General features: G+C 35.3%; 8 protein-coding genes. 6 read left to right on the top strand and 2 right to left on the bottom strand.

Going from position 1 to position 19,289, the window contains the following annotated elements:
- Positions 1–33 precede the first annotated feature (33 nt).
- The 3 genes from ACKPCA_RS12170 to ACKPCA_RS12160 are packed head-to-tail and all read left to right on the top strand — an operon-like array spanning position 34 to position 2,288.
- Positions 34–660, top strand: coding sequence for a hypothetical protein (locus tag ACKPCA_RS12170; RefSeq protein WP_321279338.1), 627 nt, complete (start codon positions 34–36; stop codon positions 658–660).
- Between the two features lie 9 nt (positions 661–669).
- A complete protein-coding gene (locus ACKPCA_RS12165; RefSeq protein WP_321279337.1) occupies positions 670–1,623 on the top strand; it encodes a tRNA-dihydrouridine synthase family protein in 954 nt (317 codons plus the stop codon).
- A complete protein-coding gene (locus tag ACKPCA_RS12160) occupies positions 1,620–2,288 on the top strand; it encodes an adenosylcobinamide amidohydrolase (RefSeq protein ID WP_321279336.1) in 669 nt (222 codons plus the stop codon). The genes ACKPCA_RS12165 and ACKPCA_RS12160 overlap by 4 nt, the downstream gene beginning before the upstream one ends.
- Here ACKPCA_RS12160 and ACKPCA_RS12155 read toward each other — a convergent pair.
- Positions 2,264–2,806: an AAA family ATPase gene (locus ACKPCA_RS12155; protein WP_321279335.1), complete on the bottom strand. Its 543-nt coding sequence runs from the start codon at positions 2,804–2,806 to the stop codon at positions 2,264–2,266. The genes ACKPCA_RS12160 and ACKPCA_RS12155 overlap by 25 nt on opposite strands.
- Positions 2,807–2,808: 2 nt before the next feature.
- A complete protein-coding gene (locus ACKPCA_RS12150; protein WP_321279334.1) occupies positions 2,809–4,281 on the bottom strand; it encodes a cobyric acid synthase in 1,473 nt (490 codons plus the stop codon).
- A gap of 313 nt (positions 4,282–4,594) precedes the next feature.
- Between ACKPCA_RS12150 and ACKPCA_RS12145 the strand changes: the two genes are divergently transcribed.
- The 3 genes from ACKPCA_RS12145 to ACKPCA_RS12135 all read left to right on the top strand — a co-directional run bounded on the left by ACKPCA_RS12145 (position 4,595) and on the right by ACKPCA_RS12135 (position 19,235).
- A complete protein-coding gene (locus ACKPCA_RS12145; RefSeq protein ID WP_054715791.1) occupies positions 4,595–5,050 on the top strand; it encodes an Lrp/AsnC ligand binding domain-containing protein in 456 nt (151 codons plus the stop codon).
- A 138-nt stretch (positions 5,051–5,188) separates the two neighbouring features.
- Entirely contained in the window at positions 5,189–6,574 is a 1,386-nt protein-coding gene (locus tag ACKPCA_RS12140) for an aminopeptidase P family protein (protein ID WP_321279333.1), read from the top strand.
- A 328-nt stretch (positions 6,575–6,902) separates the two neighbouring features.
- A complete protein-coding gene (locus ACKPCA_RS12135) occupies positions 6,903–19,235 on the top strand; it encodes an immunoglobulin domain-containing protein (RefSeq protein ID WP_321279332.1) in 12,333 nt (4,110 codons plus the stop codon).
- Positions 19,236–19,289: the final 54 nt, after the last annotated feature.

Below are 19,289 nucleotides of genomic sequence, written 5' to 3'. Positions count from 1 at the left end.
GTAATTTCGAATAATTTATAGGGATAAGAGTATATGGATAAGGAGTTTGTACAGATTATAGAAAAAGTAAGAACCTTTCTGTTGAAGAATGGTTTAAAGGACTTTTCGTTCGAAAAAATTAAAGATTTTGGTATAGCACAAGAAGAAATCTCAAAATTTGTTAATTCTAAAGATGAATTAGTAGAGAAGATTCTGGAGTATGAGAGAAAGAGTTTTGAGGCAATATTTCTTGAGTACAACTTTGAAGGGCAGAATGCTATTGATATCTTATTTATTGTTAGTCAGGAGATAAATGATAAATTTGAGCATGTTACTCCTTCAATAACTATGGAGCTTGAGCAATATTTTCCTGAAATCTATGCAAAACATATGGAGGATAGAATGGAATTTATTTTTGATAAAATTCAGATAAATATTCAAAAGGGAATTGCACAAGGAATGTATAGAAGTGATTTAAGTGGCGAGATGGTTGGGCGCATGTATCTTTCTCGTTTGGAGGACATGCATAATCCTGAGTTGTATCCGCCTGAGCGATTTAAATTTGGAACGATATACGATACAATGATTGATGAATTTGTAAAAAGCATTGCAACCGATGATGGTTTAAGATATTATCGTCAGCGAAAACAGTTGTTGGGAGTATTAAGTTTTGGACGATAAAAAGGTTTTATGAAAATTTCGCTTGCTCCTTTGCAAGGATATACCGATTGGGTGTTTAGACAGGCCTATCAAAAAAATATTGGGGGTATAGATGAATTCTATACTCCTTTTCTTGTTTTGCAGAATGATGGTATCGTAAAAACAGCCCATAAAAGAGAGGTAGAACCTTATGAAGATAAATGCAATAATTTAGTTCCACAGTTTTTGTGCGGAAGTTCTGAAGAATTAAGTTTTTTTGAAGCTTACTTTTCTGAATTGGGTTATTCAAAAATGAATTGGAATCTGGGGTGTCCATATCCAATGGTAACAAAAAAAGGAAAAGGATCAGGATTGTTGCCAAATCCAAATAAGGTGGTAGAAATTCTTGAAAAAGGATTTCATAACAAGTTAAAGTTGTCGGTTAAGTTGCGATTGGGTTTGTTGGATGATACTGAAGTTGATGCAATACTTCCTATCTTAAAAGACTACAATATTTCAGAAATAATACTTCATCCACGAATTGGAAAGCAGTTATATAAGGGAAAGGTAAACTTAAATCGATTTAATGATTTGTATGAAAAATATGAATCTTATTTGGGATACAATGGAGATATTGGTTGTGAGGAGGATTTTAAAAAGGTTAAAAATTTATTTCCAGAATTACAACATGTAATGATAGGACGCGGTTTGTTGAAGGATTACTGGCTGGCATATAAAATAAAGGGAATTGCTTTACCAAACTCTGATATAAGAAGAAATCAACTTAAAAATATGCATAATGATATTTTCAAATTGTACTCCTCGTATTTACAAGGAGATACTCAAATTATGCAAAAAATGAAGCCGTTTTGGGAGTATTTTTCATCGCATTTCGAAAATGAGAAAAAAGTACTTAAAGCAATAAAGAAATCGGTAGGGATAAAAAAGTATGAGCAATCAGTTGAATTTGCTTTTTCTCAGCAACTGAAAGTGGATAAAGGATGAATTACAATATAGAGCATAACGATCAATTTCTTCATGTAGAATTTGATACTCCATGTAAAATACTTAGTTCTGCAATTCTAAATGGTGGATTTCAAAATGCAAATCATTTTCTGAATACAAAGGTTGATGCCAATTTTAATGGAGAACGAACTGAATTTGAAAAGCCACAGGTAACTCTTGCAAGAATGGCTGAAGCAAATTCATGGAGAGGTGTTTGTGTAGGCATGATGACAGCAGCAATTATGAAAACGTTTCGAAGGGTGCACGTCGAGGAACAAGGCGTTTGGATAGATGCGTTGGTTACTGCAGGAGTTTCAAATGCCAGAAGGGCTGGTGATATAGCTGATTATAAGTTCATGAATGAGGAGTGTGAGAAGGTTGGAACCATTAATATTTTGATCGTTACAAACGCTAGTTTATCAGATGCAGCTATGGTGGAGTGTGTAATGATGGTTGCTGAAGCCAAAGCTGCCTGTATGCAGGATTTGAACGTTAAAAGCCGTGTTTCTGATAATATTGCAACAGGAACAGGAACCGATTCAGCAGCAATTGCTTGTGGTGATGGACCTGAAGTTATTTATTGTGGAAAACATGTTTTATTTGGAGAATTGTTGGCTAAGGCTGTAATTGAAGGGATAACTCAATCTTTGCAAGCTGACAAGTAATTTTCAATAAACTTTACTCTTTCTTTAATAGATACCTTTGGTAATTCAATAATTTTAAAACCAAGTTCATCATAAGTTCCTTTTAAAAACTGATAAATTTCCATTGAATCATCAAAAGATTCAGGTCGTTCGGCATCGTTTATAAATATTTCCTGCCAAGGTGGTGCAATAAATACAGTTGGGTTATACTGGTTGCTTTTTTCAAAGTATTTTTCTGGAACTTTCAGGCATCCTCGACGCACATATGCAATGATATCAGGAATACCTCTGTCGTAAAAACAGTAATTTATTGATTTACAATCCTTCAGTTGTTTGCTCATTCTTTCGAAACAGATTTCAGCAAAATCTGCAAGGTTTTCCCAAGGAAGTTTATCTCCGTTTATTTCGTGTTGCTCACGAATAACAATACGTGATATTTCTTCAAAACCTTGATATCCCTTATCGATCAATGCGTTTAAAAGACTCGATTTTCCAGAGCCAGGACCACCAGTAATTATATATCTATTGAATGTAGTCATGATTATTCTTGAGATAAGTGCTCGTAAAATAGTTTCATATCAACGCTTTGTCGAATTGCATTAGCTAGCTTATCGTATTGTTCTTCTTTGAATTTTTTGTAATCGAATTCGCCTTTGGCAATAGATTCAAATCCAGACAGCAAGTCGTTGATGACGGTTGAATTATCAAGGATTCCATGAATATAAGATCCCCAGCATTTATCATCTAAAATGAATCCTTCTTGTTTTCCATTTGATAAAATATTAAGGTGTTTGTTAGGAACCAATGCAGTACTTTGTCCCATGTGTATTTCATAACCTTCGCAGTTAGAAATGTAATTTTTAAACAAAAATTGGCACTGTTCAGTAAGCTTCTCATTGGTTATAACGGTTTCTATCGGAAGTAAACCAAGTCCATTAATTTGTTTGATATTTCCTTCAATCCCTTTGGGATCAGAAATTACATTTCCCATCATTTGATAGCCACCACAAATTCCAATTACTTTCTTACCATTTTTACGAGCTTTAATGATAGCATTGGCTACGCCATTGTTTTTTAGCTCTTGTAAATCGGAAATGGTATTCTTGCTTCCAGGAACAATTACGATATCGGCATTCTCAATTTCCTGAATGTTATTGGTGTAGTACAAATGAACTCTAGGATCATGTTCAAGTACTGAAAAATCAGTGAAGTTTGCCATTCTAGGAAGCAGAATAACAGCACAGTTGATTTTTCCTTCTTGTGCATTACTAAACTTCTTTTCTAAACTGACTGAGTCCTCTTCTTCAATATGTATATCTCTAAAATAGGGAAGAACTCCAATCACAGGTTTGCCAGTAAGGTCTTCAATGATTTTTTTCCCCTCTTCAAAAAGATTGATGTCTCCACGAAATTTGTTAATGAGAATTCCCTTGATTTGATTTCGTTCATTTTCATCCAAAAGTGCAATACTACCATAAACACTTGCGAAAACGCCGCCCTTATCAATATCGGCAACAAGGTAAGTAACCGCATCTGTTTCCATTGCCATTTTCATATTGGTAATGTCTCTGGATTTAAGATTCAATTCTGAAATACTTCCTGCACCTTCCAAAACTATTGGATTGAATCTTTTTTCTAATCGATAAAATGCAGATTTGGCTTCCTCAAACAAAGCAGATTTATTATTTCCCATGAAATAATCATATGCACTTTGAGTGCCAACTGGTTTTCCGTTTAAAACTACTTGAGAACTTTTATCATTAGTTGGTTTTAAAAGAATGGGATTCATATCGGTATGACAATTAATACCGCATGCTTCTGCTTGAACAGCCTGGGCTCTTCCTATTTCAAAACCTTCAGGAGTAGCATAAGAATTTAAAGACATGTTCTGTGCTTTGTATGGAGCAGGATTGTATCCATCTTGTTTTAAAATTCTACAGAATCCGGTATTTACAATACTTTTACCAACGTCAGATCCTGTTCCAACGAACATTACAGGTTTTAGTTTTTTCATGTTTAAAATCTTAAGCTCAATCTTTTCCCTTAGTTTTGGCAAAAATAGCTTTTTATTGGTGAGTTGAATTGGTTTTTAAACATTCTATTTGAAATTACCTGTTGTCAGATTTAGATACTCTTGATTTAAAATCATGTAGAGTTTAATCATTCTAAATTTGTAATCAAAGGTGAATAGATTTTATATGGTTATAAATTATTATTAATTTTGCTGATATTGTAATGATTTGTAAGACGCTTGCAAGTTAATTGTAAAGAATTCATCTAATGGATGATGATTATAAGCCATTTAGATTGACCCTAATTGTTAGAACATGAAAATTCAAATTGATGAAGTAGATCAGAAGATATTGTCTTATTTGATCAAAAATGCACGTATACCTTTTCTTGAAATTGCCAGAGAATGTGGGATTTCTGGAGCAGCAATTCATCAGCGTGTAAAAAAACTGGAAGATGCTGGTATTATTGATGGCTCGCGTTTTATTGTAAAACCTCGCGCTCTTGGATACGAAGTTTGTGCATTTGTAGGTATAATTTTAGATCATGCGCATCAATATAAAATGGTTGTTGATAGTATAGAAGCAATTCCTGAAATTGTGGAATGTCATTTTACTACAGGAAATTATACATTCTTGGTAAAAATGTTATGTAGAGATAACCAGCATCTAATGGATGTATTAATAAACACTCTTCAGAATATTGATGGAGTATCTAAAACAGAAACTCTAATTTCCTTGGAGCAAACTGTAGATAGAGAAATAAAGTTATAATGATCTGAGATCAGAATTCAAAGGCTTCCGATTTGGAAGCCTTTTTTTATGTATTAAACTGATAAATGACATAAAAAAGAATTTAAAAGCGAGCTATTTTTGTATCTTACAAAATCTTAAAATTTAAATACTATTAACATGTTTCCAAAAGAAGTTTATATAAACAGACGTGAGAAATTGCGTGCATCAATGAATGATGGAATTGCAATTGTTCTTGGTAATCCAGACGCTCCAATGAACTATGCTGGTAATATTTATCATTATCGTCAGGATAGTACATTTTTATATTTTTTCGGTATTGATCATCCTGGTTTTGCAGGTGTTTTCGATATTGATAACAATGAAGACTATATTTTTGGTAATGATGTAGACATTGATGATATCATTTGGATGGGACCTCAACCAAGTGTTGTGGATCAAGCCGCAGAATTTGGTTTGGAAAATACAGCTCCATTTAATGAATTGAAAACTTTTGTTGCAAATGCAGTTGAAGAAGGTCGTAAAATTCACTTTTTACCTGTTTATCGAGCTGAGAATAAAATATTAATTCATGAAATGCTTGGTACTCCACTAGATGCTATAAAAGAAAATGCTTCTGTTGAATTTATTAAGGCAGTAGTTGCATTGCGTGAAATTAAGGACGAATACGAGATTAAAGAATTAGAAAGAGCAGCAGCAATTGGATATGAAATTCACACCACAGCTATGAAAATGGCGAAAGATGGTGTTTATGAAAGAGAAATTGCAGGTGAATGTGAAGCTATTGCATTACGAGCAGGAGGATTGCTTTCTTTCCCAGCTATTGTTTCCAAAAGAGGTGAAACACTTCACAATCATGAACATGGAAATCTTTTAAAAACAGGGGATTTGTTATTGGTTGATAGTGGTGCAGAAACTGATACTCATTATGCTTCTGATAATACGAGAACAATTCCTGTTGGTGGTAGGTTCAGCCAAAAACAAAGAGAGATCTATGAAATTGTATTGGAAGGAATCAACAAAGGGAATGAATTGATTCGTCCTGGAGTTACTTATCAAAGTATTCACCTTGAGGTTTGTAAGGTTTTGGCAACTGGTTTGAAAAAACTTGGCTTGATGAAAGGTGATGTTGATGAAGCTGTAAAGGCTGGTGCTCATGCTTTATTTATGCCACATGGTTTGGGACATATGATGGGACTTGATGTTCATGATATGGAAGATTTTGGCGAGAATTATGTTGGATACGATGATGAGGTTCAAAGAATTGACCAGTTTGGAACAGCATATTTAAGATTGGGTAAAGAATTAAAGCCAGGATTTGTTTTAACAAATGAACCAGGTATTTACTTTATTCCTGCTTTAATTGATAAATTCCAAACTGAAGGTTTACATACGGAATTTATTAATTACGAAAGAGTTAACGAGTATCGTGATTTTGGGGGTATTCGTTTAGAAGATGATGTTCTCGTAACAGAAACCGGGAATAGGTTAATTGGCAAAAGAATTCCTATTTCAGTTGAAGAGGTAGAAGCTATCATGAAATAAATGATTTTTTTAAATTTTATGGACTTAACGGTCTCTCTTAAGAGAGACCGTTTTTTTTACCTTGACCTCTTGTTTATTTTTCCTTAGCTTTACTAAATATTCATACAAACATGTAACAAATAAGTACTTTTATCAGTTTAAAAGGTATATTTGTGTAATAAATTGAAACGTACATACAAATATTTAATTAGTATGGATTGAACACTTTACCCCTAACTTCTTGAAATAGTCTTTGTTGGATTGTCTCGAAATGATAGGAAAAAAGTGATTTGAAATGTTAGCAAAGAATTCTATTAGCCTTAACGAATATAACTTTGAATCTATAAATATGAGAAATGATAAAATCTTTACTCGTTTTAAAAAAATTTTAAAGTCAATTTCAATTTTTATACTATTAGCAATTCCTTTGTCTGGATTTGCACAGTATGATTATGAGCATTATGTACCACCCTTTTATTGTTCTTCTCAGGTTGGAAAGCAGGAGGTGTTTTTATCAACCAACTCAGAGAAAGATATCAATGTTTATATTGAAGATGGGCAAGGAAATCCTATAGCAGGACCATTTACAATTAATAGAAATCAAAGTGATACTTATGTATTTAGAACTCCTGGGGGTGCTACGTATAGTCAACATAGTAATAAATTCTATCCCGATGGATGTAGTTATTCATTAGGAATTATCGGTCCAAAAGAATTAAATAAACCCTTGGATGGACAAGGTTTAAGAATTTACTCTTACGATGGACCATTCTTCGCAAATATCCGACATGGTTATAGTAATAGTGGCGAAGGTGGTGCTTTAACTCATGGATTTTCTTTGTCAGCCAAAGGAGCTTATGCCAAAGGGAAAGAATTTTATTCTGGTCACTTGTATGGTCACACGATTTTAAATGGAGATCCTTTAGATTATTATTACTATCCAAATACTAGGCCTATTAGAAGTCATTCCATTTCGGTAATGGCGGTAGAAGATGGTGTAACTACGGTTACATTTTCTGGTATAAAGTGTAAGTATATTACCAAGTATGAAGGAGGTAAAGTGGTTTTAAGGTCAATTGCCCCAAATGAAACAATTACGGTAAATTTAAATAAAGGACAAACCTATACGCTTGGAACAAATTTGCACAGTGACCAATTTGGAAGTGAATCGATAGAGGTGCGTAATGGAATGAATGGTACGCATATTACATCAACAAAGGATATCGTTGTAAATTCAGGCTCTTGGACAGCAGGAGCTAAACCTTCGCAAGATATAGGTTTTGATCAGATTGTTCCTGTTGATCAGGTTAGGGACAAGTACATTGTAATGAAAGGACTGGGAAGTGCCGAACGTGATCCTACAGCTTATCATGCAGGTCAAGAAAGAACGATTGTAGTTGCCACTCAAGCCAATACCGAAGTTTGGGTGAATGAAGTTTTAAAAGGAACATTAGCCGAACCAGGAGATTTTATGATTCTGGATGACATTGTTAATCCTGATGATATTCCAACTCTATTTATCAATTCCAAAGGCAAAGATGTATATGTTTATCAGACCATGTGTGGTACAAGTGAGGATTGGATAAATATTGGGCTTAATTTTATTCCTCCATTAACTGCACTAGGAATGAAGGAGGTTGTGATTCCTAAGGCTGAGCAAATTACCAGTGGAGATTACATCAATCCTACAGTTACAGTTTTAGCACAAAAGAACGTAAATGTTAAGCATAATGGTGTTACACTAACTAATCCTAATGATATCCTAGGGTCAACTGAATGGGTATACTATAAGGTTTCAGGAATTTCAGGAGATTGTCGTTTTACTGGAGATAAAGCCATTAATGTTGCTTGGACTGCAAGTTCGAATACATTAGGAGCAGCTGGATATTATTCTGGTTTTACAAAAGCAGTATCTCCAATTCATCCGGATCTAAATATTGATACCGATTTAAGTTTGATTTGTGAAAGTTATGATGATGATATAATTGTATCGATAAAAGATAATACGGGAAGAAATCCTGATTTTTACGAATGGTATAAGGAAGTTATAAATAGCTCAGGTGAAATTGAGTGGGAAGGGCCTAATTTTATAAATAGTTCATTAAAAATTCCAGCACCAAATGAAAATACAACTTGGGAAGTTAGAGCGTATTATCGTGATCCAAGTTTGGAAATCTTGTTTAATGGGGACTTCTTAGATGGATACAATGGCTTTGATTCCTATTATGAGCTTGTTACCAACAATTTGGTAGATCCTGGTCAATTTGCAATTACGGGAAGACCTAAGGATGAAAATCCGATATTAAATGATTTTAATCCTATTGGTGGATGGAAGATGTTATTGGCATATTCTAAAAACCAGAATGATACCATCTACCGTTCTGCAGAAATGGAAGTGGAAAGTGGATTTAATTACATATTTAAAATGTATGGTCGACTGGCGCAAAGTGATGCTGCAAAGAATCAATCTCTTAAAATTTTAATTAATAACGAGACAATTGTAGAAAACTTTAGAATTGATCGTTCGGATGATTGGCAATCAGTATCAGCATTGTGGAGACCTAATGGCGCAAGAAATGCATCCATTAAAATATTAAATAACAACTTAAATGGTGAGGGTACCTTTTTCGCTATTGACAGTATTAGTTTTGTTCAAGCAGTAGAAGATAAGGATTTATTTGAGGCCAAAGTAATTCCTAACTACAGCTATTCAAATAATGGCACAACCTTTCAATTCTGTCAAGGAGTTGAAAACTCTCTTGATGTTTCGAATGGAGATACAAGTTGGTATAGTTATTCTTGGTCTAAAAAAGAAGATGCGACTGGTAATTATATTGATCTGGAAGATATTGCTGGAGAGTTCTCAGGAACAAAAACACATCAGTTAATTTTCTTAAATCCACAACAGGATGATGAAGGAGATTATAGATGTACTATTAGTTTTAAAGAAGAATATAAAAACTGTGGAACATCGACAGATGATGTACATGTTGACCTTTCTGTTTTAGTAGATGAACCTGCAACAATAGATATTGAGGCTGACAAAACATATTTCTGCTTTGGTACATCAGCTAATTTAAAGGCATTAGTAACAGGTGATGCCGGTCAGGTTAAGTGGTATGTAAATGGTGGCGAAGATCCTGTTTCTTTGGAAAATCCTTTTGTGTTTTCGGGATATGATGCAGGAACATATACAGTTAGATGTGAAGCTGAAAATGGATGTGGTTTGGCATTTGATGAGGTTACCTTGGAAGTATTGTCTGCACCTGTTTTAAATTCCTTAATTGTAAATCCTGATCTTTGCGAGAGTAAGGATATTATTTTAACCGCAGATGCAACAGGAAATGGAACGATAGTTTACAATTGGAAAGAAGGAACCACGGATTTGTCTGAGCATGGTTCAATTTTAAAGTTTTCGGCAACAATGGCTCACAGAGATCTTACTTATTCGGTAAGTGCTACTAGTGTTTATACAACTGTTGATGGAAATGTAGAATGTCCTTCAGATCTAACAATCCCAATTGATAATTTAGATATATATCCAAATGTAGCAATTACAGATCCTTTGGAAGATGCAAATCTGTGTGAAGGAAGTGGAAATCATACTTTTTCGGTATCGCTTTCTCAACCAGAGTCATTCTATAATTTTTCATGGCAAAAAGATGGTGTAGATGTCGATGGAGTAACTGCTCAGAAAATTATTACTCCAATTAAGCTTGCAGATGCTGGACAATATAAGGTTGCTGTTTCTAATAGATGTGATTCTAAGGAGTCTGTTGCAAATTTAACAGTGGTGCCAAAGATGGTTGTGAATGGCATAACAACCAGTGCTACTGGTCCATTCTGTAGTCCAACAAATGTAACGGTGACTTTTGATGATAATGGAGCCGTTGCTGAGTATAGGGCTAAAAAACCAGATGGTTCTGAAATTGCAATCACAAATCCATACACATTCGAAGTGAATACAACAACCGAAGGAGCCTGGGAATTTATTGCTGTGCCAAATTGCGATGGAGATAATTTCACTCATAAATTTACATGGAACCTGATTCCTGATTTTGGTGCAGTTTCGATGAATGATGTTGCTACCTGTATTGGAAGAGATGTTGACTTTGTGGTTGATGTTAAAGATGTTTCACCTTTGTCAGAATTGACTTACGAATGGAAAGACAATACAAATACAACCATTGTAGGAGAAAATAAGGACTACTTAAATCTAACGAATGTTCAGGATGCAGATTTAGGACAATATACATGTATTGTAACAGATCAGTGTGGAAATTCAAAAACTGCAACAGCCAATTTAAGTATTGAAAAAGTAACGACTTCTAAAACTGGAACTGAAATCGAAAAATGCGTTGGCGACACCGATTTTAGAATTGATATTGCCTATACTGGAACACCTATATTCGAATGGCGATTTAATGACCCTTGGGGAGCAGTTATTAGTAATGCAGATTTCTATGAAATTCCATCAGTTTTAACAAGTGATGCTGGAGTATATTACTGTAAAGTTATTTTAGGATGTGGCGATGAAATTAATATCGAAAGAGAACTTATTGTACACGAACATGTTTCTATAGTTTCTCCTGCTGATGAAACAATTCATATTTGTCAAGGAGAACAACCAGTTCTTAATATTGAAGTGAATGGAGATGCAGATATTTATACTGTAAGTTGGACCGATGATGTTGATAATCCACTAGTTGGATTTGGCGATGTAAATCAGGTACAATTAAGTAAACACGATATACCAGGAACTTATACTTACAAAGCAAAAGTAACAAGTCTTGGAAATTGTGATAATTTAGAGAAAAACTATATTGTTCAAGTTCACGAGAAGCCAATATTAAGTGCCATTGATAACAACGTAAACAAATGCGCTGGTCTCGTTGAGTTAAAAATCACCGAAAGTGGAGAACATAATGGTATTAGTTGGTGGAAAGGTGGAGCTTTAGTAACTGATGGTGATGCAGTTGCAACTGATTTTGTAATTAATTCAGCAACAAGTCCTGATGACGATGGAATTTATGTTGCAAAGGTAAGTTCTGATTATTGTGGTGATAATCAGGTTTTTATTAATTTGGATGTTAGAAATAATATTAATGTAACTGGTAAATCTCCTGCAACAACAACATTTTGTGAAAATGAAGAGGTAAGTTTATTTGTTACTGCAAATGCAGGTGGAGATGAAATTTATTACAAATGGTATAAGGAAACAGAACCAGGTACAACATTGTCGGATCAACCTACTTATAATATCAGCAATGTTGATTTAACACAAGCTGGAACTTACAAAGTTGAATTGTATAATGATTTGGGATGTGGTAATCAAACACTATCATTTGATGTTGTGGTAAATAAAAATCCAACTGTTACGAATCCATCTGATAAAATAATTTGTGAAACCGAAACTTCAGTTGATTTTACAGTTTCAGGGGATGCCCAAGATGGAGCAAATTATCAGTGGTACAATAGTGCAGGTGAAATTGCTGGAGCAACATCTGCAACTTATACCGAAACTACTTTGGTTGATGGTGAAACTTATTATTGTGAAGTGACTGGAACAGTTGGAAGTTGTGGAACCGCAACATCTGAAAAAGCAACACTTTCTGTAATTAAGGAAGTTGCCGTTACAAATCCAGTAGACTTAATTATCGTTGATGGTGCTGATGCTACCTTTAGTGTTGTTGCATCTGGTGAACCAAACTATTCTTATCAATGGCAGGTTTTTGATGGAGCATGGAAAGATATTAATGATGTTGATAAATATTCAGGAACTCAAACTTCTGAACTAAAAATTACCAATGCACTTAAAGCTGATTTTAATGGAAATCAATATCGATGTGTTGTAATTAGTGATGGAACAATTTGTTCTTCAAGCGCAACCAGTGATTTTGCAACCCTAACAATATTAGCAGTTAATAAGATTGCAATTCAGCCAACTAATCAGGTAGTATGTGAGGGAGAAGATATTGTATTTACAGTAACAGGCACCAAGAGCACTGGATTGACTTACCAATGGCAATACCATATGGGTGATAATGTATTTGTAGATGCGAATATTGCAGATGTATCAACTGTTGGTGCTGTATCAACTTATACAATTGCCAATGCAAGCCAGGCAATGGAAGCCTGGGGAGTAAGGTGTACTGTAAAAGATGGTTCAAGTTCAGATCAGCCATCTAATGAAGTTGGGGTTGATGTGTGGGAAAATATAGTTGTAGCTACTGCTTTAACCAATACCATAACTATTTGTGAAGGTTCACCTTTAAGTTTAACGGTAGATGCAACGGCGGGAGAGAAAATTAAGTATGAGTGGACAAAATCAGGTAGTGGCACAGTTTTACAAACCGGATCGGTATTAAATCTTGGTAATGCAGAATTGGCAGAATCAGGTACTTATACTTGTAAGGTTTATAATGATCAGAATTGTAACAATATAAATATAGTATATAATGTAACCGTTCAGGAAAATGCAAAAATCAAATTGCATCCTTTGGATAAAGCAATTTGTGCATCAGATGTTCCGGTATTTTTTGAAGCAGATGGAACGGCAGAAGGTACGGTTACTTATGAATGGTTCGATAAGGGTGGCAATTTAGTAGGAACTACTAAGACATTGACAATTGCTTCAAATCCTGAGAATGGACAATCCTATTATTGTGTAGTATCAGGGGATGTATGTAATAGTGCAACTACGAATGTGGCTAATCTTACTGTTTATGAAGAGGTTGTAATTACGGATCCATCGGATCAGACAGCATCGGATGGGGAGAGTGTAACCTTTAGTGTAAGTGCTACAGGCGAACCAACAATTGAATACAAATGGTATGAGAAAACACCAAGTGGAGTATGGACAGCGTTGGCAGAGGGTGGAATTTACAGTGGAGTAAGTACGGCAAATCTAACTATTGATCCGGTATCCTTATCCATGAATGCCAATAAATATAAATGTGAGGCCTGGAGTAGCACATGTTCGGCAGTTGATGAAAGTGATTTTGCAACATTAACAATATTAGCAGTTAATAAGATTGCAATTCAGCCAACTAATCAGGTAGTATGTGAGGGAGAAGATATTGTATTTACAGTAACAGGAACCAAGACGACTGGATTGACTTACCAATGGCAATACCATATGGGTGATAATGTATTTGTAGATGCGAATATTGCAGATGTATCAACTGTTGGTGCTGTATCAACTTATACAATTGCCAATGCAAGCCAGGCAATGGAAGCCTGGGGAGTAAGGTGTACTGTAAAAGATGGTTCAAGTTCAGATCAGCCATCTAATGAAGTTGGGGTTGATGTGTGGGAAAATATAGTTGTAGCTACTGCTTTAACCAATACCATAACTATTTGTGAAGGTTCACCTTTAAGTTTAACGGTAGATGCAACGGCGGGAGAGAAAATTAAGTATGAGTGGACAAAATCAGGTAGTGGCACAGTTTTACAAACCGGATCGGTATTAAATCTTGGTAATGCAGAATTGGCAGAATCAGGTACTTATACTTGTAAGGTTTATAATGATCAGAATTGTAACAATATAAATATAGTATATAATGTAACCGTTCAGGAAAATGCAAAAATCAAATTGCATCCTTTGGATAAAGCAATTTGTGCATCAGATGTTCCGGTATTTTTTGAAGCAGATGGAACGGCAGAAGGTACGGTTACTTATGAATGGTTCGATAAGGGTGGTAATTTAGTAGGAACCACTAAGACCTTGACTATTGCAGCAAATCCTGAGAATGGACAATCCTATTATTGTGTAGTATCAGGGGATGTATGTAATAGTGCAACAACGGATGTGGCCAACCTTACAGTTTACGAAGAGGTTGTAATTACGGATCCATCCGATCAGACAGCATCGGATGGGGAGAGTGTAACCTTTAGTGTAAGTGCCACGGGCGAACCCACAATTGAATACAAATGGTATGAGAAAACACCAAGTGGAGTATGGACTGCGCTGGTAGAAGGAGGAATTTACAGTGGAGTAAGTACTGCAAACTTAACTATTGATCCGGTATCCTTATTCATGAATGCCAATCAATATAAATGTGAGGCCTGGAGTAGCACATGTTCGGCAGTTGATGAAAGTGATTTTGCGACACTAACAATATTAGCAGTTAATAAGATTGCAGTTCAGCCAACTAATCAGGTAGTATGTGAGGGAGAAGATATTGTATTTACAGTAACAGGAAGCAAGACGACCGGATTGACTTACCAATGGCAATACCATACGGGGGATAATGTATTTGTGGATGCAGATATTGCAGATGTATCAACTGTTGGTGCTGTCTCAATTTATACAATTGCCAATGCAAGTCAGGCAATGGAAGCCTGGGGAGTAAGGTGTATTGTAAAAGATGGTTCAAGTGCAGATGATATTTCAAATGAAGTAAAAGTAGAAGTTTTTAAACCAGTAGTATTCACACCTGTCGATGTTCAGAGATTGTGTTTCGATGAGAGTAAGCAAATAAAATTGGATGTTACTGCAGGAACTACACCATTAACTTATTCATGGACCAAAGATGCTACCGAAGTTTCTACAACTGCAATTGTAAATATTGGAACTGGCGATAATGGAAATTATCAAGTAACAGTTGGAAACGGTGTTTGTCCTGATGTAAGTGATGATTTTACAGTTGTTCATCGTTCACAATTAAGCTTGAATGCTTGGTCAAATAGCAGCGAATCATGTCTGGGTGGTTTAGAAACATTATCAGTAAGTGTTAAGAGTTTCGATCCAGCTTTAACTTTATCATACAAGTGGTATAAAGACGGTGCAGAAATTCTAGGTGCAACGAATGCTGATTACACTTTTACTCCGGTAGATAAGAGCGAATCAGGTCAATATAAAGTAGAAGTGTCTGATGGCTGCTCTACAAAATTTGTGTCTGGATATGTGAATGTATATGAATCGGTTACTACTGTAAATAAATGGGTAGATCCAGATGATATTTGTGTTGGTAGTGAACTGAACCTGGAAGTTGATGTAACAGGGGATGTAAAATCATACACATGGACTCATAATGGAAATCCAATAACAGCAACAACAAACTATTTGGTTGCTGCTGTTACTAACGCAGATGCAGGAACTTATCAATGTATTGTTGAGGATCATTGTGGTAATACTTATACTTACACAAGTCATATTACAATTATGGATGCCCCTTCAATTGATGGAGATGGTATTGAAAAGCTTATTGCTGTTTGTGAAGGAGATCCTTTGGTATTAGGAACGATAAGTGTGACTGGATCTTACGATGATATTGAATGGACATTAAATGATGGGTTGACAAATACTGTTGCTGGAGTTCAGTTGAATTTAGGAGATGCCACTGCAGCAATGGAAGGAAATTATAAAGTTGAAGTTTCAAATAAATGTGGATCTGATGTTTCAGTAGGAACTCAGGTTGTTAACCCAAAACCAACATTAAGCCCAATCGCAGATCAAACTGTTTGTGAGAATGAGGATGTTGTGTTTAGAGCAAAAGCTACAGGACGTGATTTAAATTACCAATGGAAAATTGATGGAATCATACAACCTTCTGCTATTGCTACACTATTAATTAGTGGTACTGATGTACTTCCAGCAGATGAATTTACTCCAAAAGTATATACTGTAGAATGTACTGTTACCAACGATAATGGTTGTGGAGAAACATTAGTAGAGACTGCTCAATTGACAGTGAATCCTTCAACAATAATTTTAGCTACTTTAAAAAATGTAGTGCGATTTGTTGGTCAAGATTACACGATGACTGTTGATGCGACAGGTCACAATCTAACTTATACATGGACTCATGTAAAAGATGGTGTTACTACTACCTTATCTGAAAAAACAAATTCACTAACGCTAACAAATATTCAATTTGCTGATGAAGGTTATTACAATTGCGAAATTGAAGGTACTTGTGCAACTCGATTGGCAACAGGTAAGTTAACCGTTAAGGAACCAGTTGTTATTATAGATGGATTGGTTAGTTTGGAAGAAAAATGTGTTGGTGAGCCATTAAGTTTAAGTATAGATGCCACTGGTCAAATATCATCGATTAAATGGTTCAAGGATGGATTTGAAATTCCAGGTGAAACAAAATTGACCCTTTATATTGCAGAACTTAAAGCAACTGATGCAGGAGTTTATACTTGTAAGATTGAAGGAGAAGGAGCTCCAGTTAATGGTATCGTTGAAGAAACAACGGTTCGCGTATACGAGAATACAACGCTTCTAGCTGCTCTTGGGACTAAAACAGTATGTGAAGGCCAGGGACTAGAATGGATTCCAAATGTAAAAGGAGCAGCCAATATTAAATACAAGTGGTTCTTTGGTGGGGTTGAGATTTCAGATCAAAAAATTCTGAATTACAATCCAACACTATTAACGCATGAAGGAAATTACGAAGTACAAGTAACAGGTTTATGTGGTAATGTTACAACAAGAGGAAGCTTAGAGGTAACTGAATTGCCAGTAATTATTTCTGTTAGTGACAATGTAGAAATTTGTGAAAATACATCATTGGTAGAATTTAGTGTAAGTGCTACTGGAGAAGAACTGAAATATCAGTGGAGAAAAAATGGAACTGATATAGCAGGAAAAACTTCACCTGTATTGAGCCTAACATCCATTCAGCTTGATGATGAAGCCAATTATACTTGCAAAGTTTATAATTCATGTGCAGAAGCCATTAGTGATGAAATGACGCTTAAGGTAATTCCTCAATTGAGAATTTTATCTGAAATGGTAGATGTTGAGGTTTGTTCTGGTGAAGAGGTAACTCTTACAACGGATGTTGAAGGAAATGATGTAACATATCAATGGAAGTTGGATGGGGTTGACTTAACTGGAGAAAATGCATCTATATTGAATTTGGGTAAAACAAGCCCTGACGATAGTGGATACTACACATGTATTGTTTCTGATAGGTGTACAGATTCAAGATCAACAAAACCTACAGAATTAAAAGTTCATGAATTACCAAACTCAAGAATTTTAGGTAGAATGGTACTTTGTGCGAAGGAAGATCGAGTTACATATACAACCGATGCAATGCCTGAAATTGAGTATGGTTGGGGAGTAGAAGGCGGTATATTTGCCGGACCAGATAAAGGTTTACGTACTCGCATAACTTGGGGAGAACTGGATAATGGAGAACTTTCCATTATGATTACAGATGTTGCTACAGGTTGTGAATCGAAAGTTGATTCATTGGTAACCTTACATGCTTTGCCAGATGTTAATCTTTCTCTTGTGGATCCGGTGAGAGGTGTTTGTAATCCAAGTAAGCTTCTGTCAGGTGGATACCCTGAAGGTGGTATTTATTGGGTAGATGATATTTCTGAAGAAATATTTGATCCTGCAGAAAGAGGAGCAGGAACCTATAATGTTCATTACTCTTATACAGATGAAAACGGATGTTCTAATGTAACATCAAAAACAATTTTACGTGTAGATCCATTGCCAACCGTTAACATTACGGATGATATTACAATTGGTAGCTGTAAGCCTTTTAAATTAAGTGCAGAAACGGAAGAAAATAATATTCAATGGTCACCGGCAGCAGATTTGGATGATGCGAATTCGATGACTCCTATATTTACTCCCGGAAAATCGCAGGTGTTGGTTGCAACAGTTATGGATGAACATGGTTGTACAAATATGGATTTAGTTGAGCTCACAGTAGCTCCTCTACCTATTGTAACCACGATTTCCGACACCACAGTTGGTCAGTGTAACCAATTACAATTGCTAACCGATATTGTAGGTGATGCAGGTGAAATTACCTGGACGAATCCAGATCATTTAGATGATCCTAATACAAGAAGTCCGAAGATTGTAAATGCTCCTGAAGGAACGTATACTTACAAGATTAGTGTGACCGACCTTTATGGTTGTGATGCAGAGGGAGAAGTAATTGTAAATATGGTAGCTGATCCTGAATTGGAAGAAGATAAGTTTGCTTGTGAGGGTGAAAAATTCGAAGTGAATATCACAGGAATGGAAAATCCTATTTGGGAAGATGGTTATACGGATATTAATAGAACAATTGATCAGCCAGGTAAATACTTGTTAACTGTAGAGAACAAATATGGTTGTGGCGATGAACAAAATTTTGTAATAAATCCAACACCAAAACCAGACTTAAGGAATAATTTGATTTATACTGGACCTAGAGAGATTGAACTTGTCAAAGACCGACCAGTAACAATATTTGAAGGACAAACTGTAACATTAGCTCCAAATCTTCCTTTGGAATATTCTCCTTACAACTTTGAATGGGAAGATGGCAAGGAAGGTAGTATTCTTCAAAGATATGAGGTGTCGGAAACAGGTAAATATAAATTGACAGTGACAGATAATTTAGGCTGTATTGCCAAAGATTCTGTGGATGTGGAAGTGAAACCTGTAGGTATTGAATCTCCTAATGCATTTACTCCAAATTCGAGTAATGATAACGACAAATTTTATTTGAAAGATATCAATTACGATATTGAGAAATTTGAAATGTATATATACAACCGTTGGGGAGAATTAATGTATAAGACCAACGAGGTTGGTCGTAACGGTGGTTGGGATGGTAAATACAAAGGCAAGCTTTGTCCGGCAGGAGCATATGTTTGGATGGTGTTTATTAATGGCGAACTTACCAACCAAGGAACCTTCATGTTGATCAGATAATTGAGAAAAGGTTTTATTTTATCAATAAAATAAATTTATTTTACAAGTGATTTC

It is taken from the genome of Marinifilum fragile (genome assembly GCF_963677365.1).
GTDB lineage: Bacteria > Bacteroidota > Bacteroidia > Bacteroidales > Marinifilaceae > Marinifilum > Marinifilum fragile.
This window is presented reverse-complemented; position numbering and strand designations above follow the sequence as displayed.

What these genes read in the sequence shown, in the direction of transcription:
- ACKPCA_RS12170 (WP_321279338.1), top strand. Translation starts at nt 34, where the DNA reads ATGGATAAGGAGTTTGTACAGATTATAGAAAAAGTAAGAACCTTTCTG.
- ACKPCA_RS12165 (WP_321279337.1), top strand. Translation starts at nt 670, where the DNA reads ATGAAAATTTCGCTTGCTCCTTTGCAAGGATATACCGATTGGGTGTTT.
- ACKPCA_RS12160 (WP_321279336.1), top strand. Translation starts at nt 1,620, where the DNA reads ATGAATTACAATATAGAGCATAACGATCAATTTCTTCATGTAGAATTT.
- ACKPCA_RS12155 (WP_321279335.1), bottom strand. Translation starts at nt 2,806, where the DNA reads ATGACTACATTCAATAGATATATAATTACTGGTGGTCCTGGCTCTGGA.
- ACKPCA_RS12150 (WP_321279334.1), bottom strand. Translation starts at nt 4,281, where the DNA reads ATGAAAAAACTAAAACCTGTAATGTTCGTTGGAACAGGATCTGACGTT.
- ACKPCA_RS12145 (WP_054715791.1), top strand. Translation starts at nt 4,595, where the DNA reads ATGAAAATTCAAATTGATGAAGTAGATCAGAAGATATTGTCTTATTTG.
- ACKPCA_RS12140 (WP_321279333.1), top strand. Translation starts at nt 5,189, where the DNA reads ATGTTTCCAAAAGAAGTTTATATAAACAGACGTGAGAAATTGCGTGCA.
- ACKPCA_RS12135 (WP_321279332.1), top strand. Translation starts at nt 6,903, where the DNA reads ATGAGAAATGATAAAATCTTTACTCGTTTTAAAAAAATTTTAAAGTCA.